17 protein-coding genes are annotated in these 20,793 nt (G+C 68.3%); 7 read left to right on the top strand and 10 right to left on the bottom strand.

Annotated elements, in window-relative coordinates; all coding sequences use genetic code 11:
- Positions 1-74: 74 nt before the first annotated feature.
- The 3 genes from OG504_RS16005 to eccE all read right to left on the bottom strand — a co-directional run bounded on the left by OG504_RS16005 (position 75) and on the right by eccE (position 5,698).
- Positions 75-3,269, bottom strand: a complete 3,195-nt coding sequence (locus tag OG504_RS16005; protein ID WP_405990442.1) for an SCO5717 family growth-regulating ATPase — start codon at positions 3,267-3,269, stop codon at positions 75-77.
- 381 nt (positions 3,270-3,650) lie between these two features.
- A complete protein-coding gene (locus OG504_RS16000; RefSeq protein WP_019064771.1) occupies positions 3,651-4,367 on the bottom strand; it encodes a hypothetical protein in 717 nt (238 codons plus the stop codon).
- Positions 4,364-5,698: a type VII secretion protein EccE gene (gene eccE, locus OG504_RS15995; RefSeq protein ID WP_405990441.1), complete on the bottom strand. Its 1,335-nt coding sequence runs from the start codon at positions 5,696-5,698 to the stop codon at positions 4,364-4,366. The genes OG504_RS16000 and eccE overlap by 4 nt, the downstream gene beginning before the upstream one ends.
- Before the next feature lie 198 nt (positions 5,699-5,896).
- Between eccE and eccB the strand changes: the two genes are divergently transcribed.
- The 7 genes from eccB (at position 5,897) to OG504_RS15960 (ending at position 13,518) form a co-directional block, all read left to right on the top strand.
- Positions 5,897-7,417 (top strand): type VII secretion protein EccB, encoded by a 1,521-nt coding sequence (gene eccB, locus OG504_RS15990; RefSeq protein ID WP_405990440.1) that lies wholly within the window; start codon positions 5,897-5,899, stop codon positions 7,415-7,417.
- A gap of 12 nt (positions 7,418-7,429) precedes the next feature.
- Positions 7,430-8,695: a type VII secretion-associated serine protease mycosin gene (gene mycP, locus OG504_RS15985; RefSeq protein WP_405990439.1), complete on the top strand. Its 1,266-nt coding sequence runs from the start codon at positions 7,430-7,432 to the stop codon at positions 8,693-8,695.
- Positions 8,696-9,150: 455 nt separating this feature from the next.
- On the top strand, positions 9,151-9,606 hold the full coding sequence (locus OG504_RS15980; RefSeq protein ID WP_405990438.1) for a hypothetical protein: 456 nt from the start codon (positions 9,151-9,153) through the stop codon (positions 9,604-9,606).
- A complete protein-coding gene (locus OG504_RS15975) occupies positions 9,606-11,408 on the top strand; it encodes a hypothetical protein (RefSeq protein WP_405990437.1) in 1,803 nt (600 codons plus the stop codon). Before OG504_RS15980 ends, OG504_RS15975 begins: the two co-directional genes overlap by 1 nt.
- A gap of 93 nt (positions 11,409-11,501) precedes the next feature.
- A complete protein-coding gene (locus OG504_RS15970; protein WP_405990436.1) occupies positions 11,502-12,713 on the top strand; it encodes a S8 family serine peptidase in 1,212 nt (403 codons plus the stop codon).
- 96 nt (positions 12,714-12,809) lie between these two features.
- Positions 12,810-13,148: a WXG100 family type VII secretion target gene (locus tag OG504_RS15965; RefSeq protein WP_405990435.1), complete on the top strand. Its 339-nt coding sequence runs from the start codon at positions 12,810-12,812 to the stop codon at positions 13,146-13,148.
- Between the two features lie 64 nt (positions 13,149-13,212).
- On the top strand, positions 13,213-13,518 hold the full coding sequence (locus tag OG504_RS15960) for a WXG100 family type VII secretion target (RefSeq protein ID WP_019064779.1): 306 nt from the start codon (positions 13,213-13,215) through the stop codon (positions 13,516-13,518).
- A 430-nt stretch (positions 13,519-13,948) separates the two neighbouring features.
- Here OG504_RS15960 and OG504_RS15955 read toward each other — a convergent pair whose 3' ends face one another.
- The 7 genes from OG504_RS15955 to OG504_RS15925 form a co-directional block, all read right to left on the bottom strand.
- Positions 13,949-14,176 (bottom strand): hypothetical protein, encoded by a 228-nt coding sequence (locus OG504_RS15955; protein WP_405990434.1) that lies wholly within the window; start codon positions 14,174-14,176, stop codon positions 13,949-13,951.
- A 39-nt stretch (positions 14,177-14,215) separates the two neighbouring features.
- Positions 14,216-14,611: a hypothetical protein gene (locus OG504_RS15950; protein WP_405990433.1), complete on the bottom strand. Its 396-nt coding sequence runs from the start codon at positions 14,609-14,611 to the stop codon at positions 14,216-14,218.
- Positions 14,611-16,506 carry a hypothetical protein gene (locus OG504_RS15945; RefSeq protein WP_405990432.1) on the bottom strand — a complete coding sequence of 632 codons (1,896 nt, stop codon included), beginning with the start codon at positions 16,504-16,506 and terminating at the stop codon, positions 14,611-14,613. The genes OG504_RS15950 and OG504_RS15945 overlap by 1 nt, the downstream gene beginning before the upstream one ends.
- Positions 16,507-16,786: 280 nt before the next feature.
- The gene (locus tag OG504_RS15940; RefSeq protein ID WP_405990431.1) at positions 16,787-17,020 is read right to left on the bottom strand and encodes a hypothetical protein; all 234 of its coding nucleotides are present in this window, start codon (positions 17,018-17,020) and stop codon (positions 16,787-16,789) included.
- Positions 17,021-17,605: 585 nt separating this feature from the next.
- Positions 17,606-18,127: a hypothetical protein gene (locus OG504_RS15935; protein WP_405990430.1), complete on the bottom strand. Its 522-nt coding sequence runs from the start codon at positions 18,125-18,127 to the stop codon at positions 17,606-17,608.
- Positions 18,128-18,174: 47 nt separating this feature from the next.
- A complete protein-coding gene (locus OG504_RS15930) occupies positions 18,175-20,244 on the bottom strand; it encodes a DUF6571 family protein (protein WP_405990429.1) in 2,070 nt (689 codons plus the stop codon).
- Complete coding sequence (locus tag OG504_RS15925) at positions 20,244-20,690, bottom strand: hypothetical protein (RefSeq protein ID WP_405990428.1); 447 nt, start codon at positions 20,688-20,690, stop codon at positions 20,244-20,246. The genes OG504_RS15930 and OG504_RS15925 overlap by 1 nt, the downstream gene beginning before the upstream one ends.
- Positions 20,691-20,793: the final 103 nt, after the last annotated feature.

Below are 20,793 nucleotides of genomic sequence, written 5' to 3'. Positions count from 1 at the left end.
CGGTCGCGTTCCTGTCTCTGTTTCTACGACGACGAAGGGCGGCCGGTGCCTGTTGGCACCGGCCGCCCTTCGCGTTACTGCTGCGGGGGTGCGGGCGGCGGAGGCGGAGTCTGGTCACCGTCCGGCTGCGCGTAGCCCGGGTGCTGCGGGTACGGCGGCGGGGGCTGCTGACCCGGGTGCTGCGGGTACGGCGGGGCCGGTTGCTGCGCCGGGGGCTGACCCTGCTGGGGGTAGGGCTGCTGGCCGTACAACTCCTGGCCGGGGTGCGGCGGTTGTGGTTGTTGCTGTTGCTGCTGGGGGTAGGGACCCGGCTGGCCGGGAGCCTGCTGGCCCGGGTACTGCTGCTGGCCCGGATAGCCCTGCTGCGCGGGCTGGCCCGGGTACCCCGGGTATCCCTGCTGGCCCGGCATCGGCGGGGCCAGTACCGGCGGGGGGTTGCCGTCGCTCGTCCACAGGCCGTGCATCTGCTGGTGGCGGACGAAGTCCTCGGCGACCAGGGCCGCGAGGTTGAAGTACGACTCCCTGACCTTCGGCCGCATCATGTCGAGGTCGACCTCCGCACCGGCGGCGAGATGCTCGTCGAACGGCACGACCACGACACCACGGCAGCGCGTCTCGAAGTGGCTGACGATGTCCTCCACCTTGATCGTCTTGCCGGTCTCGCGGACACCGGAGATGACCGTGAGCGAACGTGAGACCAGGTCGGCGTACCCGTGCGCCGACAGCCAGTCCAACGTCGTACTGGCACTGCTCGCACCGTCCACGGACGGCGTCGAGATGATGATGAGCTGGTCGGCGAGGTCGAGCACACCGCGCATCGCGCTGTAGAGCAGACCGGTACCGGAGTCGGTGAGGATGATCGGGTACTGGTTGCCCAGGACGTCGATCGCGCGGCGGTAGTCCTCGTCGTTGAACGTGGTCGAGACGGCCGGGTCGACGTCGTTGGCGATGATCTCCAGACCGGAGGGCGCCTGGGACGTGAACCGGCGGATGTCCATGTACGAGTTGAGGTACGGGATCGCCTGGACCAGGTCGCGGATGGTCGCGCCGGTCTCGCGGCGCACGCGGCGGCCGAGGGTGCCCGCGTCCGGGTTGGCGTCGATCGCGAGGATCTTGTCCTGGCGCTCGGTGGCGAGGGTGGAGCCGAGCGCGGTGGTGGTCGTGGTCTTGCCGACACCGCCCTTGAGGCTGATCACCGCGATCCGGTAGCACGACAGCACCGGCGTACGGATCAGCTCCAACTTCCGCTGCCGCTCGGCCTCTTCCTTCTTGCCGCCGAGCTTGAACCGCGAGGGCGCGGCACCCGGCCGACCGCTCTTCGCCTTCTGCTTCTTGTTGCTGAGCAGCCGGTCCGACGACAGCTCCACAGCAGCGGTGTAACCGAGCGGTGCGGCACCGGGGTTGGTCGGCTGCCGCTGGTCGTGCTGGATGGGCTGCGGCCAGGCGGCACCGGTGCGGGGGTCCACCGGGGGTTGGGCGGGGGGCTGGGACTGGGGGTGCGGCTGCGCCTGCGGCTGGGGTGCGTGCGGGGGCTGCGGTCCCTCGGGGTGAGCCCGCTGCGCGGGAGCGGGGGGCGCCGGGGGGAAGCCGTAGCCGCTCTGGGGGTTGGGCGGGCCTGGCTGTGCGGGTGCCGGGGGGAAGCCGTAACTGCCCTGCTGGTCCGGCGCGTTGGGGGCGGGCTGGGCCTGCTGGGCCGGTCCCTGGGGGAAGCCGTAGCCGCCCTGTTGGTTCGGGGGGGCCGGGGTGGGCTGGGCCTGCTGCGCGGGCGGGAGCGGGAAGCCGTAGCCGCCGCCTTGCTGGTTCGGTGCGGCGGGGTTGGGCGGGCCCGGCTGTGCGGGTGCCGGGGGGAAGCCGTAACTGCCCTGCTGGTTCGGTGCGTTGGGGGCGGGCGGAGTCTGCTGTGCCGGTGCCGGTGCCGGTGCCGGTGCCGGTGCCGGTGCCGGTGGGGGCGGGAAGCCGTAGCCGCTCTGCTGGTTCGGCGCGGGGGCCGGGGGCGTGGTGGGCGGAAAGCCGTAGCCGGTGGGGCCCGCCATGGGTGTGGGCGCCGGGCCCTGCGGGGTCGGCGTCGGTGGTGCGTCCCAGGCTGCCGGGGCCGGCTGCGGTGGGTGCGGCTGGAACGGGGCCTGCTGCTGGGGCGGCAACGGCGGCTGAGCCGGGGCCGCGGCCGGCTGCTGCGGTACGGGCGGTTGGGGCGCGGCGGGGTCCACCGACGGGGCCTGAGCCTGGGGGTGGGGCTGCGCGGGCCACTGGTCGGCCGGGGCCGGGGCGGCAGGCTGGTAGGAGGGCGGCAGCGGCGGGACACCGCTCTGCGGGGCCGGCGGGGGAGCCCAGGCGGGCGGGGCTTCCTGTACGTCAGCCTGTACGTCCCCGGTGGCACCCGTGGCCGGGTCGGCGGCCTGGGGGGAGTCGGCCTCGGGTGTGGATGGCGTCGCCGGTGTGGACGGTGGGGCGTCGGCGTTGGTCGACTCGTGCTCCGGGGGGCCGGCCTCGTCACCGGACGCGTCGTCCGCCGGGGCGTCGGCCGGGTCGGTGGCGGGGTCCGTGTCGGGGGCTGCCGTAGGGGCGGAAGCGTCGTCGGTGCTCTCGCCGTCGGCGGGGTTCGCGGGGTTCGCGGGGTTCGCGGGGTTCGCGGATTCCGTGGAGTTTCCGGTGTCCGTGTCGGCGACCGGGCTGTCCTCGTCCTGCGTGCTCACCTCGGCGTCGGTGCCCTGGGTGTCACCGTTCTCCGGCACTCCGCCCTCGAACTCCGGCTCCCCGGAACCCGGGTCCGCGTCGCCGGCACCTTCGACGGAACCCTCGGCCGCGGCCGCCGGGGTCTCCGCATCGGTCTGCTCAGGGTCGGCCGGCGCCTCCGCGCCCCGCTCCGTGATCTCCCGCTTCAGCGCTGCGGAAGAGATCCGCATCGTCGCCCCGCTCACGAGGTCGCCGTTCTCAGGCTCCTCCTCGGGGACCGCGGGCGGCGGAACCGCGGCCGCGGGCGCCCAGCCGGCCTGGAAGCCGGAGCTGTCCGGCGGTGCGGGCACCGGGAACGCGGGGCCGACCGGGGGTGCCGGAGGCGGGGGCGGCATCGCCGTACCGCTCGCCGGGGTCGGCTGCGGCGAGGCCTGAGCGGACGCGCCCGACGCGCCGGACGAGTTCTGCGTGTACCAGGCCGGCGGCGCGTAGTCGATCGTGAACTCGCCCGTCATCTCGATGGCGGACTCGTCGTCGGGCTGGTCATCGCCGGGCGTGGCCCAGCCCCCGCGGATCCCGTCCCGATCGCTGCTCACAATTCCTCCTGGTGTGGTCGAGCACCCTCATGTCGTGCCGGGGCGACCGCTCGTGTCGTACAGGGCCCGGTCCGTCGAAAGCGTCGGGAACGGTCGGTCGGCGGCCCGAATCGATCGGATCCGCCCGGCCCGTCCCCCGAAGCGCTGTCGGCCCGGCCGCGGGCCCTGACGCGGCGCCCGGTCCCAGCCTAATCACCACAAGCAACCTCACGGCAGGCCCGTCCACCTCTCCGCGTCCGTCCAACGCGCCACACGACGCCCGGAACCGGCACACCTGCCCACCAACTCGCCGAACAAAACGGGTGTTAGTGGCGCGGATCCTCGACAGGAGAGGGGGCGAAAGGGGCCCAATCGTTCAATGTCGGTCAGTGGTCCGCCGGTTCAGTCCATTCGACGTGGTGTACCCAACAATCCGATCTCGGCGTCCGTGGGCTGTGTCATCACATACTGCCGGTCTCGGTCGCCGCACCAGAGTGTGACGCCGTCCGGAAGCGTGGGCAGGGAGTCGACGTCGGCCCGGGGGAGCGCCATGGCGCGGCCCAGCTCCGCCGCCTCGTCCGGCGAGATCCGCTGCACCCCGACGAGCCGGGCCTGCCGTATGAGCCGGGGTGCTACGGGACTGAGATACGGCAGGAGGGTCAGCACCGACTGCCAGGGCCCGGACACGACCCGCCCCCGCGGTGGACGCATGCCGCAGTCGCGCACCACGAGCACGGGTGTGCCCGCCGAGGCGCCCTGGGGTTGGACGCGGCCCACGTCGTACACCGCCAGGCCGTTCTGTCCGCCGCCCATGGCGTGGACCATCTGCATCCAGGCCTGCGGCCGGCCGGTCTCCACGGCGACGCGCGCTCCGGTCGCCGCCGCTCTGAGGGCGATGACCTGTGCGGTCCACAGACCGCCGATGAGGACGACGTCGTACGGAGTGGGCCGGTTGAGGCCCAGCACCGCGGGCTGTCCCTCGGTGTCGACGCCGATCACGACGCCGTCGTCCCCGATGGGCAGAGCGAGCGCGTCCACCTGCTCGGGGGAGAGGACATGCCGTCCGTGCCGCGGGCCGATCAGGCCGAGGCCGCTGCGCAGCATCGTCAGTGCGGTCATCGGGCACCTCCGAGGGGCAGCGTGGCGAGCACACCGGGGAGCTGTTCGCGGTCGAGGCGGGCGAGAGCGAGGCCCGTGTGCCGGGCCGCGCCCTCCAACGCGCGCCGCGCCGCGACCAGTTCGTCGTCGCTGCGGCCCGTCACCCGCAGGTGCCCGCACATCGACACCTCCTGGCGCTCCCCGCGCGCGAGCGTGAGGCTGAACGTCGTGGCGAGCGCAGGTGTGGCCGTGAGCAGGGCGATCAGCTGCGGCAACGACGGGCCGCGGCCGCCCAGTTGGGGCCAGCGGCGGATCCAGTACGTGGTGTGTCTGCGGTTGTCGCAGCGCCAGCTCCGGCTGGACTCCTCGGTGCGGCGCTCCCGCGTCTCGGTCCGTCCGGCCTCCGCCGTCACCAGGGGGTTCGCGCAGGCGGAGGTGGCGAGGGCCGCGGTCAGCTCCTCCTCGCTGAGGATCGTCGTGCGGAAACCGGCACCGGTGAGGCGGCTCGCGAGATGGTCGGCGACGCGCACGACGCACTTCTGCGCTCCGGTGAGCCCGCCACCCCGGGCGGCCACGGCCTCCAGGCACTGCTCGGGGTCGAGCTTCAACGCGATCCAGGTGATGCGCACCGCCGGGGCGCCGGTCTGCTCCTGCAGTGGCGCGTAGTTGGTGACGGCCACCGAGTGCTGGGGCAGGTGGAGCGCGGGCGCGGGCTGGGTGTGCAGCACGAGCTGCGCCGACTCCAGCCGGATACCGTCCACTTCGAGCGCGTCCCGCACCAGCGCGAGCGGCAGCGGATGCCGGCTGCGGTCGGCCCGCAGCGCGGTGACGTCGGCCTCGACCTGCACGACGGCGGTCACGAAGGTGCCGTCCCCGACCAGCCCGATCGGGCGCCGGTCCCGGCCGCCGTAGGAATACGTCCTCAGGGTGGGGTCGCACTCCAGGGCCGGTGCGAGACCGGGCTCGGTGCCCGGCGGTGTCTCCGCGGTGGCGGCGCTCTTCCGGCGTGCCTTCAACGCCCGCGCGGTGCCCAGCCATTCGGGCAGGGAGCGGCCGCGCCGGCGGACGAAGGCGAGCAGCACGAGCGCCACGGCGACGACGCCCGCGGGCACCAGCGCCATGGGGTCGATCGCCCAGCCGACGAGGAGGACGGCCGCCGCGATCTCCAGCAGGACGAGCCGTTGCAACCGGAATGCCCCGCCCTGTCCGCGGCGCGTCCTGAGATGAAGTCCGCCCGGCGCCTGGGGAGGTGTGCCCGCCGCGGACCGCGGCTGCGCGGACCCCGGCCCTGGCGTCCCGAAGCCCCTCGTGCGCGACCGGTCACGAGACCGCGTCCGCGTTCCGGAAGCCATCACTCCATCCCCCCGTATTACTCACAACTCACCGCTGTTCCAGCACCACATAGGGCCCCTGAAGGTCCAGGTACCCTACCCGCTCCCCACGTCATCACGGATACCAGGCATAGTAGGTGCCCGGTCTGACATCGATGGGCGGGGGACGGCGAACCCCCGAGCGCTGCCCAGGCGGAACACGGGGAGAGACAGACACAGATGGCATCTCGGCGGGACCAGCTCAACGCCTACACCTTCGCGAAGCGGCGCATGCTGGCGTCCTTCGTGCAGTCGTCCCCGGACGGTTCGGAGGAGGGGGCACCGCGACCGCTGCGCGGAGTGGTGCCCGGCGTCATCGTGGGCGTGGTCGTCATGGCGGTCTTCGGCGCCTGGGGCATGTTCAAACCGACCGCGCCCGAGGGCTGGGCCACCCCCAAGTCGAAGGTGATCATCGCCAGCAAGTCGACCACCCGCTACGTCGTCCTGACGACCGACGGCAAGGCCCAGCTGCACCCCGTCCTCAACATGGCGTCCGCGAAGCTGCTGCTCAACGCCGGCCAGGGCGAGGTCGTCACCGTCGACGAGTCGGTCCTCGACGGCGGCAAGATCCCGCACGGCGTCACCGTCGGCATCCCGTACGCCCCCGACCGTCTCCCCTCGGCGAGCGAGGCGGGCGCCGGCAAGCGCTGGGCCGTCTGCGAGCGCCCGAGCGCGGGCGGTGGTTCCATCCAGAAGGCGGCGCTGGTCCTCGCCAAGCGCGACATGAAGAAGACCGAGGGCAAGCAGCGGCTGCGCGGCGGGGAACTGCTCTACGTCGTGGACCCGGACAAGAACCGCTACGTGGTGGACGCGAGCGGCACGGCGTACCCCGTGGACAAGAGCGACGAGCTGCTGCTGCGCGCCGTCGTCGGCTCCGGCCGCGTGCCCGAGCGCGTCTCCCCGGAGTGGCTGGCCACCCTGCACCAGGGCGACCCGATCGCCTTCCCTGACGTCGGCGCCGCACGCGGTACGGCCGCCGGCGCCCCGGGCGAACTGGACGCGGCGGCCAACAAGGTGGGCATGGTGCTCACGGCGTCCGACGCCAGCGGTGAGCACTACTACGTAGTGCTTCCCGGCAAGGTCGCGCAGGTCTCCGCCTTCGTCGCCCAACTCCTGCTGTCCAGCAAGGACTTGGCCCCGCTCGGCCAGGCCGGTCACGCCACCGGGGTGAGCGCGGGCGAGATCACCCCGGAGGGGACCTTCGGCGCCGAGCACCGCTGGCCCACCAAGGCACCCGAGGCGGTCAACGAGGCCTCGGACGCGTCCGGCAGCCGCAGCACGATCTGCAACGTCCTGCAGAAGGTCGGCGCCAAGGGCGCCACCACCCTGACGACCTGGGCGGGCACCGACTTCCCCGCCCCGCTCCCCACCGACTCCACCAGCGCCTACGTCACGCCCGGCTCCGGGCAGCTCTTCCGCCAGTTCCAGGGCGAGGAGACCAAGGCCGGCCCCGTCTTCCTGGTCACCGACACGGGGCTGCGGTACGTCCTGCAGTCCAATGCCGACAGCGCCACGAACGACGCCGGCATCGGTACGACGGCCAAGGAACGCCAGCAGGAGCAGCAGGAGGCCGAGCAGGCCCAGATCCGCCTCGGCTACGCCGACGTCGACCCGGCGCCGATCCCCGCCTCCTGGTCCGAGTTCCTGCCCACGGGCCCCCGCCTGTCGACGGCGGCGGCACGTCAACCACAGGGTTCTTAGGGGGAGTTGGGCATGCCGTACACGACTTCCCCCCGCCCCCTCCGCGCTACGGCGGCTCTGGCCGCCGTAGCCGCGACCCTGGCCGTGTCCACCGTCGTGCTCGCGCCCCCCGCGGCGGCGGACGACAGTTTCTCGGACCAGTGCACGTTCCCCAACAAGGAGTACCCGGGCCGCCCTTGGGCCCTGCAACGCGTCCTTCTCGACGAGTTGTGGAACCAGTCCAAGGGCAAGGGCGTACGGGTGGCGGTGATCGACACCGGCGTGGACGTGAAGAACCCCCAGCTCACCCACGCGGTGGACGTGAAGAGCGGCCGTAACCTCCTGCCCAGGAACCTCAAGGACAGCAACGGCGACAAGATCGCGCGGGGCAGCGAGAACGGCACGACCGACACCGTGGGACACGGCACCAAGGTCGCCGGCATCATCGCCGCCCGCCCCGTCAGCGGCACCGGTTTCGTGGGCCTGGCCCCCGAGGCGACCATCATCCCGATCCAGCAGAACGACGCGGACGGCCACGGCACGGCGAAGACGCTCACGGACGCGATCAACTACGCGATCCAGGCCAAGGCCGACGTCATCAACATCTCCCAGGACACGTCGAACGCGGTGAAGCCCGATCCCTCCCTGGAGACGGCGATCGACTCGGCACTGTCGCGAAAGATCGTGGTGGTGGCGTCGGCGGGCAACGACGGCCAGGGCGGCAACGTCAAGAAGACGTACCCGGCGTCCTTCCCGGGCGTCCTCGCCGTCGCGGCCTCCGACCGCAACAACGAACGCGCGTCCTTCTCGCAGTCCGGCGACTTCGTCGGCGTCGCGGCACCCGGCGTCGACATGATCTCCACCGTCCCCAAGGGCGGCCACTGCTCCGACAACGGTACGAGTTTCTCGGCGCCGTACGTCGCCGGCGTCGCCGCGCTGATCAAGGCGAAGCATCCGGACTGGACCGCCCGCGAGGTCGTCGCCCAGATCGAGCAGACCGCCGAGCGCACCATCGCCGGCCACGACCGCCTCGTCGGCTGGGGCGTCGTAGACCCGGTCCGCGCCCTCACGGAGGACGACCACCCGATCGAGTCCCCCGACCCCCAGGACGGCCTCACCAAAGCCCAGGCCCCGTCCGCCGCGAAGCTCCAACTCGGCGAGACGGCCGACGAACACAACGCCCGCCTCGCGACCTACGTCGCCCTGGGCGCGGCCGTACTGGTGGCGGGACTCGGCGGCACGGCGGTGGCGACGCGGGACGCGCGCAAGCGGGCACGGAGGGTCGCAGGGCTGGACTGACCTCCGGCGGATCCACGGGTGCCGCCTTCACACCCTCCGCCTGTCTGTCAAGATGCCGCGACCTGCGAAGGAGCAGACCCACGGCGGGAGTTGACGGAACCGGACGCCGCCATTCGCAATGGCCACGCAGCAACGACGGCTCCGCTTCACCCCTCAACTCGCCCTGACGCTCGGTCACATGTGTGCGCCGCGGCGACTGAGTAGCCGTACTCAGGCCGCCGCTCCGCAGGTCACGTAGCGTCAGGGGCGGCAGTTGCCCAGGTGGGCGCGAGAGCACGCGGTGAAGGTGCGGTGAAGCTTGGCCGAGTGGTAGCACAGCTGTCGCATAAGGCAGTTGGGACTGTCACAGGAAGCGACTAGAGTGATTGCGTTGCGGAGAGGAACGCTCACGGGGTGCGGTCACTCAGGGGCGTGCGACGAAAACGGGGAGGGAAGGCATCATGCTTCCTGCGGACATGACAGGCGGAGCATCACCGAAGACGGCTGCCGACCTCAAGGTCGGCGCCGACGTGCTGATGACGTTCAAGCAGCGCATCGACACATTGCTGTCCGAGTTCGAGGACTCGGCGGGCAGCGCTTCCAAGCTGGGCGCGCAGCGTGTCTCACGGGCGTCCCTCAGCGGGCACGGCCTCGCCTTCCACGAGGCGGACGCCCTGTTCGACCAGTACCAGTCGGTCCACGAGCACATCACGCAGCTCTCCAAGACGCTGGGGCTGCAGATCGAGGCCATGGGCATCGCGACGCAGGGCGCGCAGAACGGCTTCGACAACCTCGACGACGACCAGCGACGCCGCTTCTGGGAGATCCAGGTCGAGACGGACCGCCTGTACACCGAAGCCCAGGAGAAGAAGTCCGGCGAGGGCGAGCGGAAGCTGAGTGACGCCAAGAAGTCCACGAAGGGACTCCAGTAGTGAGCGGGGACGACAAGGCGCCCAAGGAGCTGACCGACCAGCAGCGTGTCGACCTCCAGGTCGGCCAGGTCGACGCGCTGGCCGGGGCGTCGGAGCTGATGCACGACGCGTTCGGATCGAAGCGTGTCCGCCTGCTGACGAACGGCAGGGTCACGGACTTCGAGGACCACAGCCTCAACCCCATGATCGACCTGGTCCACCAGTCGAACCCCGCCGACCTGGAGCACGCGGGCGAGACCTTGGCGAAGGCCGGCAAGGCGATCAACGAAGCCGCCGTGGAGCTCAGGCGTCATCTCAAGTACGCGGGTGAGGACTGGGAGGGCGACGCCGGTAGGGCGTTCCAGAAGTGGGGCGAAGGCCTCGCCACGCACACCGAGAGCCTGGCGACGTACGCCGACGGCGCCGGCGTACAGGTCACGGCCGCCGCGACGGGGCTCGCCTCTGTGCGCAGCTCCCTGCCGCCCCGAGACCCGCGCCCCGTCCTCGACCAGAAGAAGCCGGGACAGCTCCCGGTGCTCCAGCAGTTCGAGGGCAACAAGCATTACACCGAGGCGGTCCAGGTCGAGAAGGACCGCCAAGAGGCGATCAACCAGATGAACCGGCTGGCGTCGTTCTACTCGGTTTCGGGGTCGGAACTGGCGAAGTTGGAGAAGGCGGCGCCGGAGCCGTATCGGGCGATGCCCGACGTGGGAGTGATACGGAACCCTATCGAAACCCCGGGTCAGGGTGACTCTGGTTCCACAGGTAACTCCGATTCAGGACCAGTCCACCGAGCAGTTGTCCATGAGAGTGGAGGCGGCCACGGCGGTGTGCGGAGCGACGCTTCTGGAGACAATCTGCCAGCTGAGCATCATCCCGCGAACACGAATCTCGACGTGCATCGGCCCACTGTCGGTACCGAGATCAACAGCGTCGGCACGCTGCCACCGGAAACCGTGAAACCGACGCCAGTGACTCTCACGCCGTCTGTGACAGGGCCCAGCGGTCCTTCGGGAGGGATGCTGCCTCCCACGGGGGCCGGCGTGGTACCTCCCGCCTTGGGGGGACCGGTCGGGCGCGCTGTCGGGCTTGGCGGCAGGACTCCTGGATCGGCTCAAGGGCGGGTTGCCGCATCTGAGGGGACCACTGCCGGAGGCCGCACCGGACGTAGCCCTGCGGAACCGGTGGGCCGTGCATCCGCAGTGGGCCAACAGGGTGCCCGTGGGCCCGCATCGGCGACGGGCAGGTCGCCCATGGGGCGGGGTGTCACCGGCGGTGTGCCCAGGAGTGCGGGCACGACCGGTTCACGCACAGGCGGTGCGCCGGGGGGACGTGTGGGCGGCGTACCAGGGCAGCCTGCGGCACGGACGGGACCGGGAGCCACGGGCGCGGCGCGTACGGGTGGTGTGGTCGGCGGGAGGCCCACTTCTGAAGTCGGCCCGAATGCGACGGGTGCCAAGGTTCCGCGTGGCACGGTCATCGGCGGCGAGGGAGCATCCGGTGCTCGCCCGAATGGTGAAAGGCCAGGCCAGCGCGGAGTGATCGGAGTGAACAATCCGGCGCGGGGCACGAAGCAGGGGCAGACTCAGCGTCGGTTTCCAGGTAATACGGAGGGCGTTGTCGGCGAGCCCGCGAGTCGAGGCAGCGGCAAGGGTAACGGAGCAGCGTCCCGTGGTTCTGGCCTGGTGTCCGGTTCCACCGAGGGCAGCAGCCCGGATCGTGCCACTGGCAGGACAACGCGGCGTCAACAGCACCCTGCCGAGGACAAGAAGCGCTCACGTGATGACGCGCGGCGCGGCGATGCGCCGTCGGCGACCGACTGACCGAAACGACCGAGGACGTACAGAAGCATGAAGTCAGGGACTGGCGTACGCCGCATCCGGGCCGCGCTGTGGGTGAGGAGTGCCCGGAGGCATGTGACCACCGTGGGCGCGACGCTCGGTGCTTTGGCCGTCATGTCTGTTGGGCTCGCCCCTTCGGCGGCTGCCGACGACATCCAGTCGCAGCAGTGGTACTTGGACGCGATGAACGCCCAGGGGCTGTGGAAAGTCAGCACAGGTAAGGGCATCTCGGTCGCAGTAGTCGACACTGGTGTCAACCCGGACACGAGTTCACTGAAGGGGCAGGTGCTCCCTGGAGTCGATGTCACGAAGGCCGTCGGCGATGAAACGGATGACTATCTGGGCCACGGCACTTCAATGGCCGAACTGATCGCAGGGACGGGCAGCGGGGGCGGCCTGAAAGGTGTTGCGCCGGGGGCCAAAATTATCCCGATCCGCACTGCACTTACTGGAATCGACAAGAAGACTGAGAAGCAGGGCGATACTTTGGTGAAGGCCATCCGTGCCGCTGCCGATTCCGATGCGAAGATTATTAGTATGTCACTCAGTGGCGATTTCCCGGTTGACGGCGAGCTTGAAGCCGTGCAGTACGCACAAAGTAAGGGAAAGCTTCTCATCGCCGGTGTGGGAAACGGTGCTGATCAAGGCGAGAATTACATCGGTTATCCCGCCAAAGACCCGGGTGTGGTTGGTGTCTCAGCCATCAACGAGAACGGCGAGGTGGCAAAGTTCTCGGAGAGCGGTGCTTACGTTGACCTGGCCTCGCCCGGCGTGGACGTGCCGGTCTGGTGCGACAACAAGTTCAAGTCCTACTGCTCCCAGCGCAGCGGCACCAGCCAAGCCACCGCCATCGCCTCCGGCGCCGCCGCCCTCATCTGGTCCGCCCACCCCAAGTGGACCGCCAACCAGGTCCTCCGCGTCATGATCGACACTGCGGGCCGGGACTGGCCGAAGAACACTCCGAGCCGGTACCTCGGTTACGGCACGATCCGGCCGGCGCAGGTTCTCCTGAAGGGCAAGGGAGACCCCGGAGCCGCCGACATCGATCCCGTCAGCAACAAGAAGACGCCCGGGCTGTCCACCGGCACCGCCGCCTCGCCCTCCGCCTCCGCGTCAACCTCGTCCCAGGCCCCCAACTCCACATCAGGCGGCCAGACTTCAGCCGCAGCGTCGACCTCCGACTCGTCCGGCAACACCACCCTGTGGGTCGCTCTCGGCGCCGCGGCGGCGGTCGTCGCGGTCGGTGGTGGAGCCTTCGCGGTGGCTCGTTCGCGGCGAGGCGCATGAGGGCTCGTACACCGGGCTCACTCGACCAACCAGCGCTTCACCACTCGGTGTCGCGTCCCAGAAACACCAACCTCTCTCGCGAAAGGGAGTGCCGAGATGGCTGACGGCCGCAAGCTTGATGACGCACATGTACAAAAGCTCCAGACGAACGTCATCGACAGGTACGACAACGTCAAGAAGCACCTGCAGAAGCTCCAGGGCTGCATCGACATGATCGAGGCGAACTGGACGGGCCACGGTGCCAACGCCTTCAAGACCAAGCAGCACGAGATCAACGACCACATGGTCGGCATCGGCCGCATGCTCGACGACTTCCTGAACGGAATTCACCTCACCAAGCAGGACAAGGACAAGCTCGAGGACGAACTCCACTCCACGATCTCCAGCATCGAAGTGGACGCCGGTGCGAACACCTCGGCGCTCAACCTCTACTGACCGCCCCGAGCGTCGCACCCCGGACCGCGAGGTCCCTCTCACATCGTCAAGGAGATGAGGAAACATGACCGGCACGCCGCACATGCAGGATCTCGCCGTCAAGTACGGCACCCTGGACGCGCTCGCCACTGAACTCGGCAACCTGGCCAAGCAGTTGGAGAGCGACCTCACGGCGCTGAAGAAGGGCGTCCACGACGCGGCCGAGGGCTGGGCCGGTGACGCCTACGAGTCCTTCAACCGGAAGTCGAGGGAGTGGGACGGCCACACCACCGCCATTCACCAGGCGCTGCTGTCCATCACGCAGAAGGTGCACCAGGCCGGCGGCGACTACCGCGGCGGTGACAAGAAGGCGGCCAGCTTCTTCGAGTAGGACAGGCTGACAACAGCAACACCGGGGTGGGCACGCACGGGAGGTGCCCACCCCGGTGTTTGCGTTCCGGGCTGAGCTCACAGCTTGCCGAAAACCACGCCCCGCCAGGTCCACCCCGACTTCAGGACGGTGTTCTGCAGGGGGTCGTGCAGTTCCGCGCTGTCGAAACGGAATGTCTCGGTCGCCCGCCGCCGTAAAGGATGACGTACGGAACGTCGGGTTGATTGAGGCCGAACAGAGCCGTCCGCAACTCCTCGCCCGTAACCGGCGAAACTCCCTCGGAAACCGCTACGACGTCGTACCGTCGCCCGGCCACGGCAACGCGAAGTGCGAGGGTATCGGCCGCATGACCAAGCTCATGCGCTCGCACCACCCACGGCTTCCGTAAGCCCGCCAACGAGCGCCACGCACACGAACCCGTCGTCTTTCATCAGTCGCTCTCGTAACGGGGGAGTTCCTTGGGAAAGTCGCGGGGTTCCTTGCACTCGGCCAGCTTGTAGGCGTGTTGGGCGAGCTGATACGCGAAATCGGTCAGGGTCTGTCGTAGCGGCATGCTCTTGGTGTTGGCAGGATTGCTGACCCAGGTCTCACCGACCACTGAGTACGGTTGGGAGGAGTTGTACGAAGGGACGCTGAGCGGAGTACAGGGCACGTACACCGATGAAGCGTTTTCGCTGGAATCGATCTGGGCCAGGGCTTATATGTTTCCCACGGAGACGTGGATGATCTGATTCCGCTTACCGGAGCCTCGATAGTGTTCGAGCCATTGATCACGGGATACCGGATCGACCTGCGCCGTCCCGTACAGAATCGAATCATTGCTGATGGTCATGTGACACCAGAATGTGAGCTTGTGCCCCGCGCCTTGGCTATTGAAGTCACTGTCGGCCGATCGGGCCTTTGGTAGCACTTGCTTGACCGTGTCCCGCTCAAGGGTGCCGTCGCACATTTTGTTCGGGAGTAGATAGAGGCCTTTGTTCAGGAAAGTCCAACCAGCGCCGCAGAACAGCCCGATAACCAACAGGATTAGGAGGGCAGCTTTTACGCTTGGCCAGATGGGGGGTTGCGTTCTGCTCGTCTGCGACGTCTCCATCAGGGACGCTCCTTCGTGTTGCTCAGGTACTCACTACTGGCGTCCCATCCTTCGTTGACGGCGTTGCCGACGATATCGGCGGTGCCATCGTTGGGCAGGTCCGCATGGTGCCGAGCGAGTGCGTCGTCAGTCGACCACTGCGTTTGCTGGTTGACGGAGTCTCGCATGGCGTACAGGTCCTTGGCGCTCGCGTACAGCCCTTCATCCTTGGCTCCATGCATCTGCTGGCCTTCAAGGAGACGGTCAACGGCCCCACCCGCAACGGCTCCGGCTGCTCCGCCGACCACGGAACCCATGACTTCGCCGCCCAGATGTTCGGGGAGCTTGAGGCCTGTGAAAGCGATGTTGACCCAACTCTTGGCGGCATTTCCCTTCTGGGCCAGGGCATTGTTGTAGTCCGCCTCGCCGTCGACCGCAGCCTTGACATCGCCGTCTGCCACGGTATGTCCGACGATACCCTCGATGACGCCCGCATTCTTGCCGATATCCGCGAGAACCTGCTCGTGGGGGCCGTCGAACAAGGACGGGTCGGCAAGGTGTGATTCGAGTAGGCTGCCGGTGTAAATACTTTCCCCGTAGATAATCCCGGCCCTGCCCGCAGGGTCTGCGGATGTCGCGGAAAGGAACCTCACAACATCTGCCACGTGTTCCCCCTGGAAGGCGTCGGGCCATTCGCTGTTCGTAAGGAAAACAGCGTTCGAGTGAGGACCGGCCAGGGCCTGGCTGATCTCCGGCATATAAGCAGCAGCCATGTCTCCGAAGCTCTCGCCCAGACCGTTGGCCACCAGGTCCGCGCCCCCGCCAGGCTGCGCCACCGCCTCCACGATGTTCGCCATGATCCGTACTTGAGCCACGCTGTGTCCCGGTGCCTTGGTGGTGGTGTCACCGTCGGCAACTCCAGTGACGGCGCCTTCCAGGGCGCGACCGAGGGACTCACCTCGGTCCGTGTAGCCGGTGGTGCCGAGCATGTGCTCCAGATCCGACTTGGACTCGAAGGCGTGCTCCGCTGCCTCGGGATTGGGGGAGAGGCCGTCGAACAGCCCCTCCAGTGGGTCTCTGCCGTTGCCGTCGCCGAAGACGAGATCCACGGCGTCGTACCCCTTGACCCACAGGTCACGGGTGCCCGCGTCCCCTGCTGCCTTGTCCGCCTTGAACAGCTTCTCCCGGTAGTCGTCGAGGAACTCGGTGTCGTACTCGCCCTTGCCCATGAGGCTGCTGATGATCTGAGAGCCCAGGGCGCCGACGGGGTTGGGCGAGTCGGCGGCGCGGAAGTTCGTGTTGCGCTCGGCGATGAGGTCCTTCTTCCAATCCTGCATGGCATCCGAATCCGAGAAGGACGCGGTGGCCAGGGTGAGGCTCAGGTTTGTCTGCAGGTCCTTCATCGTCTCGAGTTCGGAGCCCCTGGCGCCGGCATGAGAGGAGGTCATCTCGGTCCAGAACTGGAGTGTCCCCTTGGCCCCCAGACGGGTCGCGAACTGCTCAGCGAAGAGGGAGTCGTCGTGGTACTTCTCCATCGCGCGGTTGAAGGCTGCGATGTCGGCGAGGCTCATGTCGGCCGGGTCCTTGGCCATCTTCGCCAGTTTCTCCGCAGCCGCGACGGCGTTTGCCGCCTCGTCCCGGTCCGCGTAGGAGGCGTCGGCGAAGCCGTACTTGGCCTCGTCGACAAGAAGCCTCAGAACCTTCGCGGCGCTCTGGTCGCTCTGTGTCGCCTTGGTCAGGATGCCTTGGATCTCGTCGCGGAAGTCGTCCACCGTTCCCTGATCCGTCACGCCGGTTTTTCCGTTGGGGTCGGACGCCCCGTCGGGCCGGGTGTTGCCGGCGACGCTGAATGTGCCGTCGCCGGTGTCGATCACGCTGAGGTTCTGCTGCGAGGCCCGCGTGATCGCGTCGTTCAACTGGGTGCGGAAACCGATGAGTTCGCCACGGGTGTCGGCGAGGATCTTGGTGATGGAGTCGGCCTGGGTATGGGCGTCGGCGAACTCGGTGGCGGTCTTGTCGACGAACTCGCGGGTGACAGTGGCGTTGACGCCGGACCAGTTGGCTTGTCCGCCCTGCCCTTGAGGTTGCGCTCCGCGTCCTCCTTGAGGGGCGCGAGCTTTGTCGCCATCTGTTCCCAGTCGGTGATCGCCTCGCCGAGCTTCGAGAAGTTACCGAAGCGGAGAGCGTCGAGGTCCATCAGCGGCCCGTCCTGTGGTCGAAGCCCTTGTCCAGCAGGGAGATGCTGCTGAGAGTGCCCGCGATGAAGCTTTCGTCGGCCGCGTGCTGGTTCCTGGTGAACCGCAGGTGGTTCGAGATGTGCGCGCAGGCGTCCAGCAGGGACTGCACCTGGTCGCCCCAGCGCTCTGCGACATGATCGAGAGCCCCACCGAGCGCGAAGCCTTCGTCCTTGAGTCCGCCGGCGGCAGTCATGGAGGCGACACGGGCGTAGTCCCTGTACTGCCCGAAGTCGTCGAACAGGTCCTGTGCCGCCGAGCCGACCGCCGCAAGGTCCTTCTGGCTGACAGTGAGGTCGCCCCACGAGCTCTTCCCCCCGCCCCGCCGCCTCCCGAGGGCGCGAGCTGGTTGAGTTGCATGCGCGCCGACTGCTTCTGAGCCGCCTCGGACTTCAGCCGCTCCCACTCGTCCCACGCCATGCGCGGTCCCTCCCCGTTGGTCTGCTCCGCCCTCGTCCTGACGAAGGCCGGCGAGCTGCCTCGCGTGCTTCGGCATGGCGGAACCGATCCCTCAATTTACCAATGGATCAGCTTCACTTGACCGATTCCAAACGGGAGCGACCAACCTCCGCATCCCCTCCACAGGCCGTCCGAGTCACTGCGGCGGACGTGACCAGGAGCCTGGGCCTACGAGCTGTGCCTGCCTCACCGCGTGAGCCTCGGCCCCACGCGTGACAGCACCGCAGGTCCCTGACCCCGCGCAGGATTGCCCGGCTACGGACTCGCGGCCGACGGCAACCGCGCGTTCACCCGCAACCGCGCATTCATCCGCAACCGCAGCTCAACTCGCCTGCCCGCACCCCTGCTTGGCCATCGCCTTCGGGAAGTAGGCGCTCAGGAACGAGCGCAACGCATCCCGCCGCTCCGAGGTCTTCGCCGGAGTCTTCTCCTGGAGCTGCACCAACGTGACGAACTTGCGCCGACTGCCTTCGTACGTGCACGCGGCCACCGCCAGTGCTCCGTTGTCCGCCACTCTGGCGCTGTCACCGATGTCGACGGCAGCGGGGTTGCCGAGACGTACCAGGGCCCGGTCCTGGACCTTGACGGGATCGGTCTCCGCGGGGACGACGTCGCCCGACAGGTAGACGACCAGTTTGCCGTCCACCGACAGGCGGCAACGCGGGCTCTCCTGACCGGCGTTGTACGCGCGCTGGGTGAGCTTCTGTCCGTCCGGCAGGAGCGGCGACAGAAGATCCGAGTCGACGGCCACTCCACAGACCTTGTCCGGAACGGCGTAGGCGCGTGCGTCCGAGTCCGTGCAGCCGGCCGTAGCCAGGGCAAGGACAAGGGCAAGGAGCGTCACCGCAGTTGCCGCGTGAAGCCGCGCCGAAGGTCCTGACATCCCTGTGGTCACTGATTGCCCGCCAGTCCCTGAGCCCGCGCGTTGCCGTCGAAAGCGGCACCGTTGATCTCGGAAGTCAGTGTGTATCTGTTGCTGTCGCCGTGGTTCGGATGGGCGTCGATCCACAGGTCGCTGAGTTTCTGCAACTGGTTCTCCCGCGCGGTGAACACCTCGCCGTTCTGGCGTGCGTTGTCGTCGTCGATACGGGCCTGCTCGTCCAACTGCCATTGATACGCGAGGGCATCGACACCGCGCTGGGCCGCGTCACCGACGACCGGAATGAAGTTCACGGCGCCACCGAAGCCGTGGTAAAGCCATTTGGCATTCCACGAGGGATCCTCCTTGTCGGTCGCCAGGGCCTGATAGCGGGCCTCCTCCAGGAAGCCCACCGTGTGCCCGGCTCTGAGCAGGGTCTCCTTGGGGTCACTGGGGTGGTCCGTGTAGATGTCGCGGACCATCTCCTTGTTCAGGCCGTCGTTGAGGATTCCGTACGCGTGCTGGTCACGCGACACCTGTTTCGTCACTTCCAGCAGCTGGTGCCGGTCGAGCTGGCGGGGGTCACTGGGATCGTCCGCGAGTGAACTCGCCGTGTTGTGCACCTCGTCGCCGTAGTTCACCAGCACTTTCGCCATGTCGTCACGCATCTCGGGAGCGAAGTCGTCACCCGTGCCGGAGATGATCTTCAGCGACCGGTCGAGGACACTCCGGTTCTCGGCGCTGTGTTGCACCGGAACGGCATGGGGGTCATTGGGGTTGACACCGGTGGCCGCGGCGACGAGTGCGTTCCCGGTGGCGTCGCGTGACTGGTTTCCGTCGTGACTGTCCAACGGTGTGTCGTCGAATGTGGGGCGGTCTTTGAGAACCCATTCCGCGTTGTCCTGGGGCTGGGTCTCGTTGAAGAAAGCGGTCGCGGCATCGGGGCTGTTCGACAGGGCTGTCATGAAACCGGTCATCGGGTCCCGGCCGAAATCCTCGCCGATGAAATTCATCTTGGGCATGAGCGGGCCGCCGCTGCCGTTCCAGTAATGGTCGGGAATCTGCATCTTCTTCTCGGTCGAGACGAGAGAATTCCCGTACCTGTCCAGAAACGCGTCGTCGTAGTCCCCCACGCGCATGAGATTGCTCATGAGCTGGAAGCCGTAGACCTGCGTCCCCCGGGTCTGGATACGGTCGTCCGCCAGGTCGACCATGGTGTTCTCCCACTGCCGCATGGCCGGTGAGTCCGAGCGCGTCGCTCCCGCGAGGGTGAGGCCGAGATTCTTCTGGAGATCGCCCAGCTGGTCCAGGCGGGCCCGCTGGAGATCGCCTCCGTCGGAGGGATCGGAGAGATCCGCCCAGAAGTCCAGCACGCCTTTCGGGCCCAGCGTGGTGGCGAACTTCTCCTGGAAGAGGGGGTCGTTCCGGTATCCCGCGAGCTGCCGGTTGAGATCGTCGAATTCCTCGGGGGACATGGAGTCCCCCTTGGTCTTGATGAGATTCGCGTACTTCTCGGCGTCCTTGAGCGCCTGCGCGGCGGAGTCCCGGTCCTCGTACGCCGCGCCGGAGAAACCGTACTCGGCCTCGTCCGCCATGGCACGCAGAGCCTCGGAGGCGGTGTCATCGCTGTGGGTCGCCCTGCTCAGGAGGCGTCTGACGTCCTCGCACAGTTCGTCCACGTCCTGCTGGCTGTGCTCGGGAACCGTGGTTCCCTTCGCGGCGCGATCGGGGTGGATGTTCATGGTGACGGTGAAGGAGCCGTTTCCGGTGTCCATCACGGTGAGGTTCTTCCTGAGGCCCCGTGAGATCGTCTCGACCAATTGATCGTGGTAGCCGACGAGTTCGTCGTGGGTGTCCCTGAGAATGTTGTGGATCGTCGTCGCCTGGGTGTGGGCGTCGGTGAACTCGCCGGCCGTCTTGGTGATGAACTCGCGGGAGACGGTCGCGTTGACACCGGACCAATTGGCTTTGTCGGCCAGTCCCTTCAGGCCTTCACGCGCGTCCTTCTCAAGGGTTTCCAGGTGTTTCACCATCCGGGACCAGTCGTCTATGGCGGTGCCGAGCGAAGCGAAGTTCCCGAATCGGAGCGTATCGAGGTCCATCAGTGCCCCGTCCCTTCACTGAATCCCTTGTCCAGTGTCGAGATGCTGCTGATCTGACCGGATATGTAGAACTCGTCGCCCTGGTGCGCCTTTTTGGTGTAGTCCATGTGGTTCGAGATATGGCCGCACGCGTCGAGCAGACTCGTGACCTGCTCTTCCCACCGTTTCTGTACGTGGTCCACCGCCCCGCCGAGCCCGAACCCCTGGGCCGTGAGATCCGAGGCCGCGGTCCGGCTGCTCGACGAGGCGTCACGGCCGTACCGGCCCAGGTCCTCCCAGAGCTTGAACGCCCGGTCGCCGATCGCCGCCAGATCCTTGTTGCTGACGGTCAGATCGCCCTGCGGTGTGCTGCCGCCGCCGTCCGCCGGAAGCTGATCGATCCGCATGCGCGCGGACTGCTTCCGCGCGGCCTGGCTCTTCAGCTGTTCCCACTCGTCCCATGTCACGCGTGGACCCCTTCCCCGTGCCCCCGTGGGACCCCGTCCGTCGGACGGGACCAGTCCGTCAACCTACCCAACAGGCCGGTCCGGAGCCCTGGTTCAGGGGACC

This window comes from Streptomyces sp. NBC_00986 (assembly GCF_045162565.1).
Taxonomy (GTDB): domain Bacteria; phylum Actinomycetota; class Actinomycetes; order Streptomycetales; family Streptomycetaceae; genus Streptomyces.
This window is presented reverse-complemented; position numbering and strand designations above follow the sequence as displayed.

Bases quoted from the DNA above. Each gene is read 5' to 3' on its own strand.
- OG504_RS16000 (WP_019064771.1), bottom strand. From the start codon at position 4,367: ATGACCGCACTGACGATGCTGCGCAGCGGCCTCGGCCTGATCGGCCCG.
- eccE (WP_405990441.1), bottom strand. From the start codon at position 5,698: ATGGCTTCCGGAACGCGGACGCGGTCTCGTGACCGGTCGCGCACGAGG.
- eccB (WP_405990440.1), top strand. From the start codon at position 5,897: ATGGCATCTCGGCGGGACCAGCTCAACGCCTACACCTTCGCGAAGCGG.
- mycP (WP_405990439.1), top strand. From the start codon at position 7,430: ATGCCGTACACGACTTCCCCCCGCCCCCTCCGCGCTACGGCGGCTCTG.
- OG504_RS15980 (WP_405990438.1), top strand. From the start codon at position 9,151: ATGACAGGCGGAGCATCACCGAAGACGGCTGCCGACCTCAAGGTCGGC.
- OG504_RS15965 (WP_405990435.1), top strand. From the start codon at position 12,810: ATGGCTGACGGCCGCAAGCTTGATGACGCACATGTACAAAAGCTCCAG.
- OG504_RS15960 (WP_019064779.1), top strand. From the start codon at position 13,213: ATGACCGGCACGCCGCACATGCAGGATCTCGCCGTCAAGTACGGCACC.
- OG504_RS15950 (WP_405990433.1), bottom strand. From the start codon at position 14,611: ATGGAGACGTCGCAGACGAGCAGAACGCAACCCCCCATCTGGCCAAGC.
- OG504_RS15940 (WP_405990431.1), bottom strand. From the start codon at position 17,020: ATGACTGCCGCCGGCGGACTCAAGGACGAAGGCTTCGCGCTCGGTGGG.
- OG504_RS15930 (WP_405990429.1), bottom strand. From the start codon at position 20,244: ATGGACCTCGATACGCTCCGATTCGGGAACTTCGCTTCGCTCGGCACC.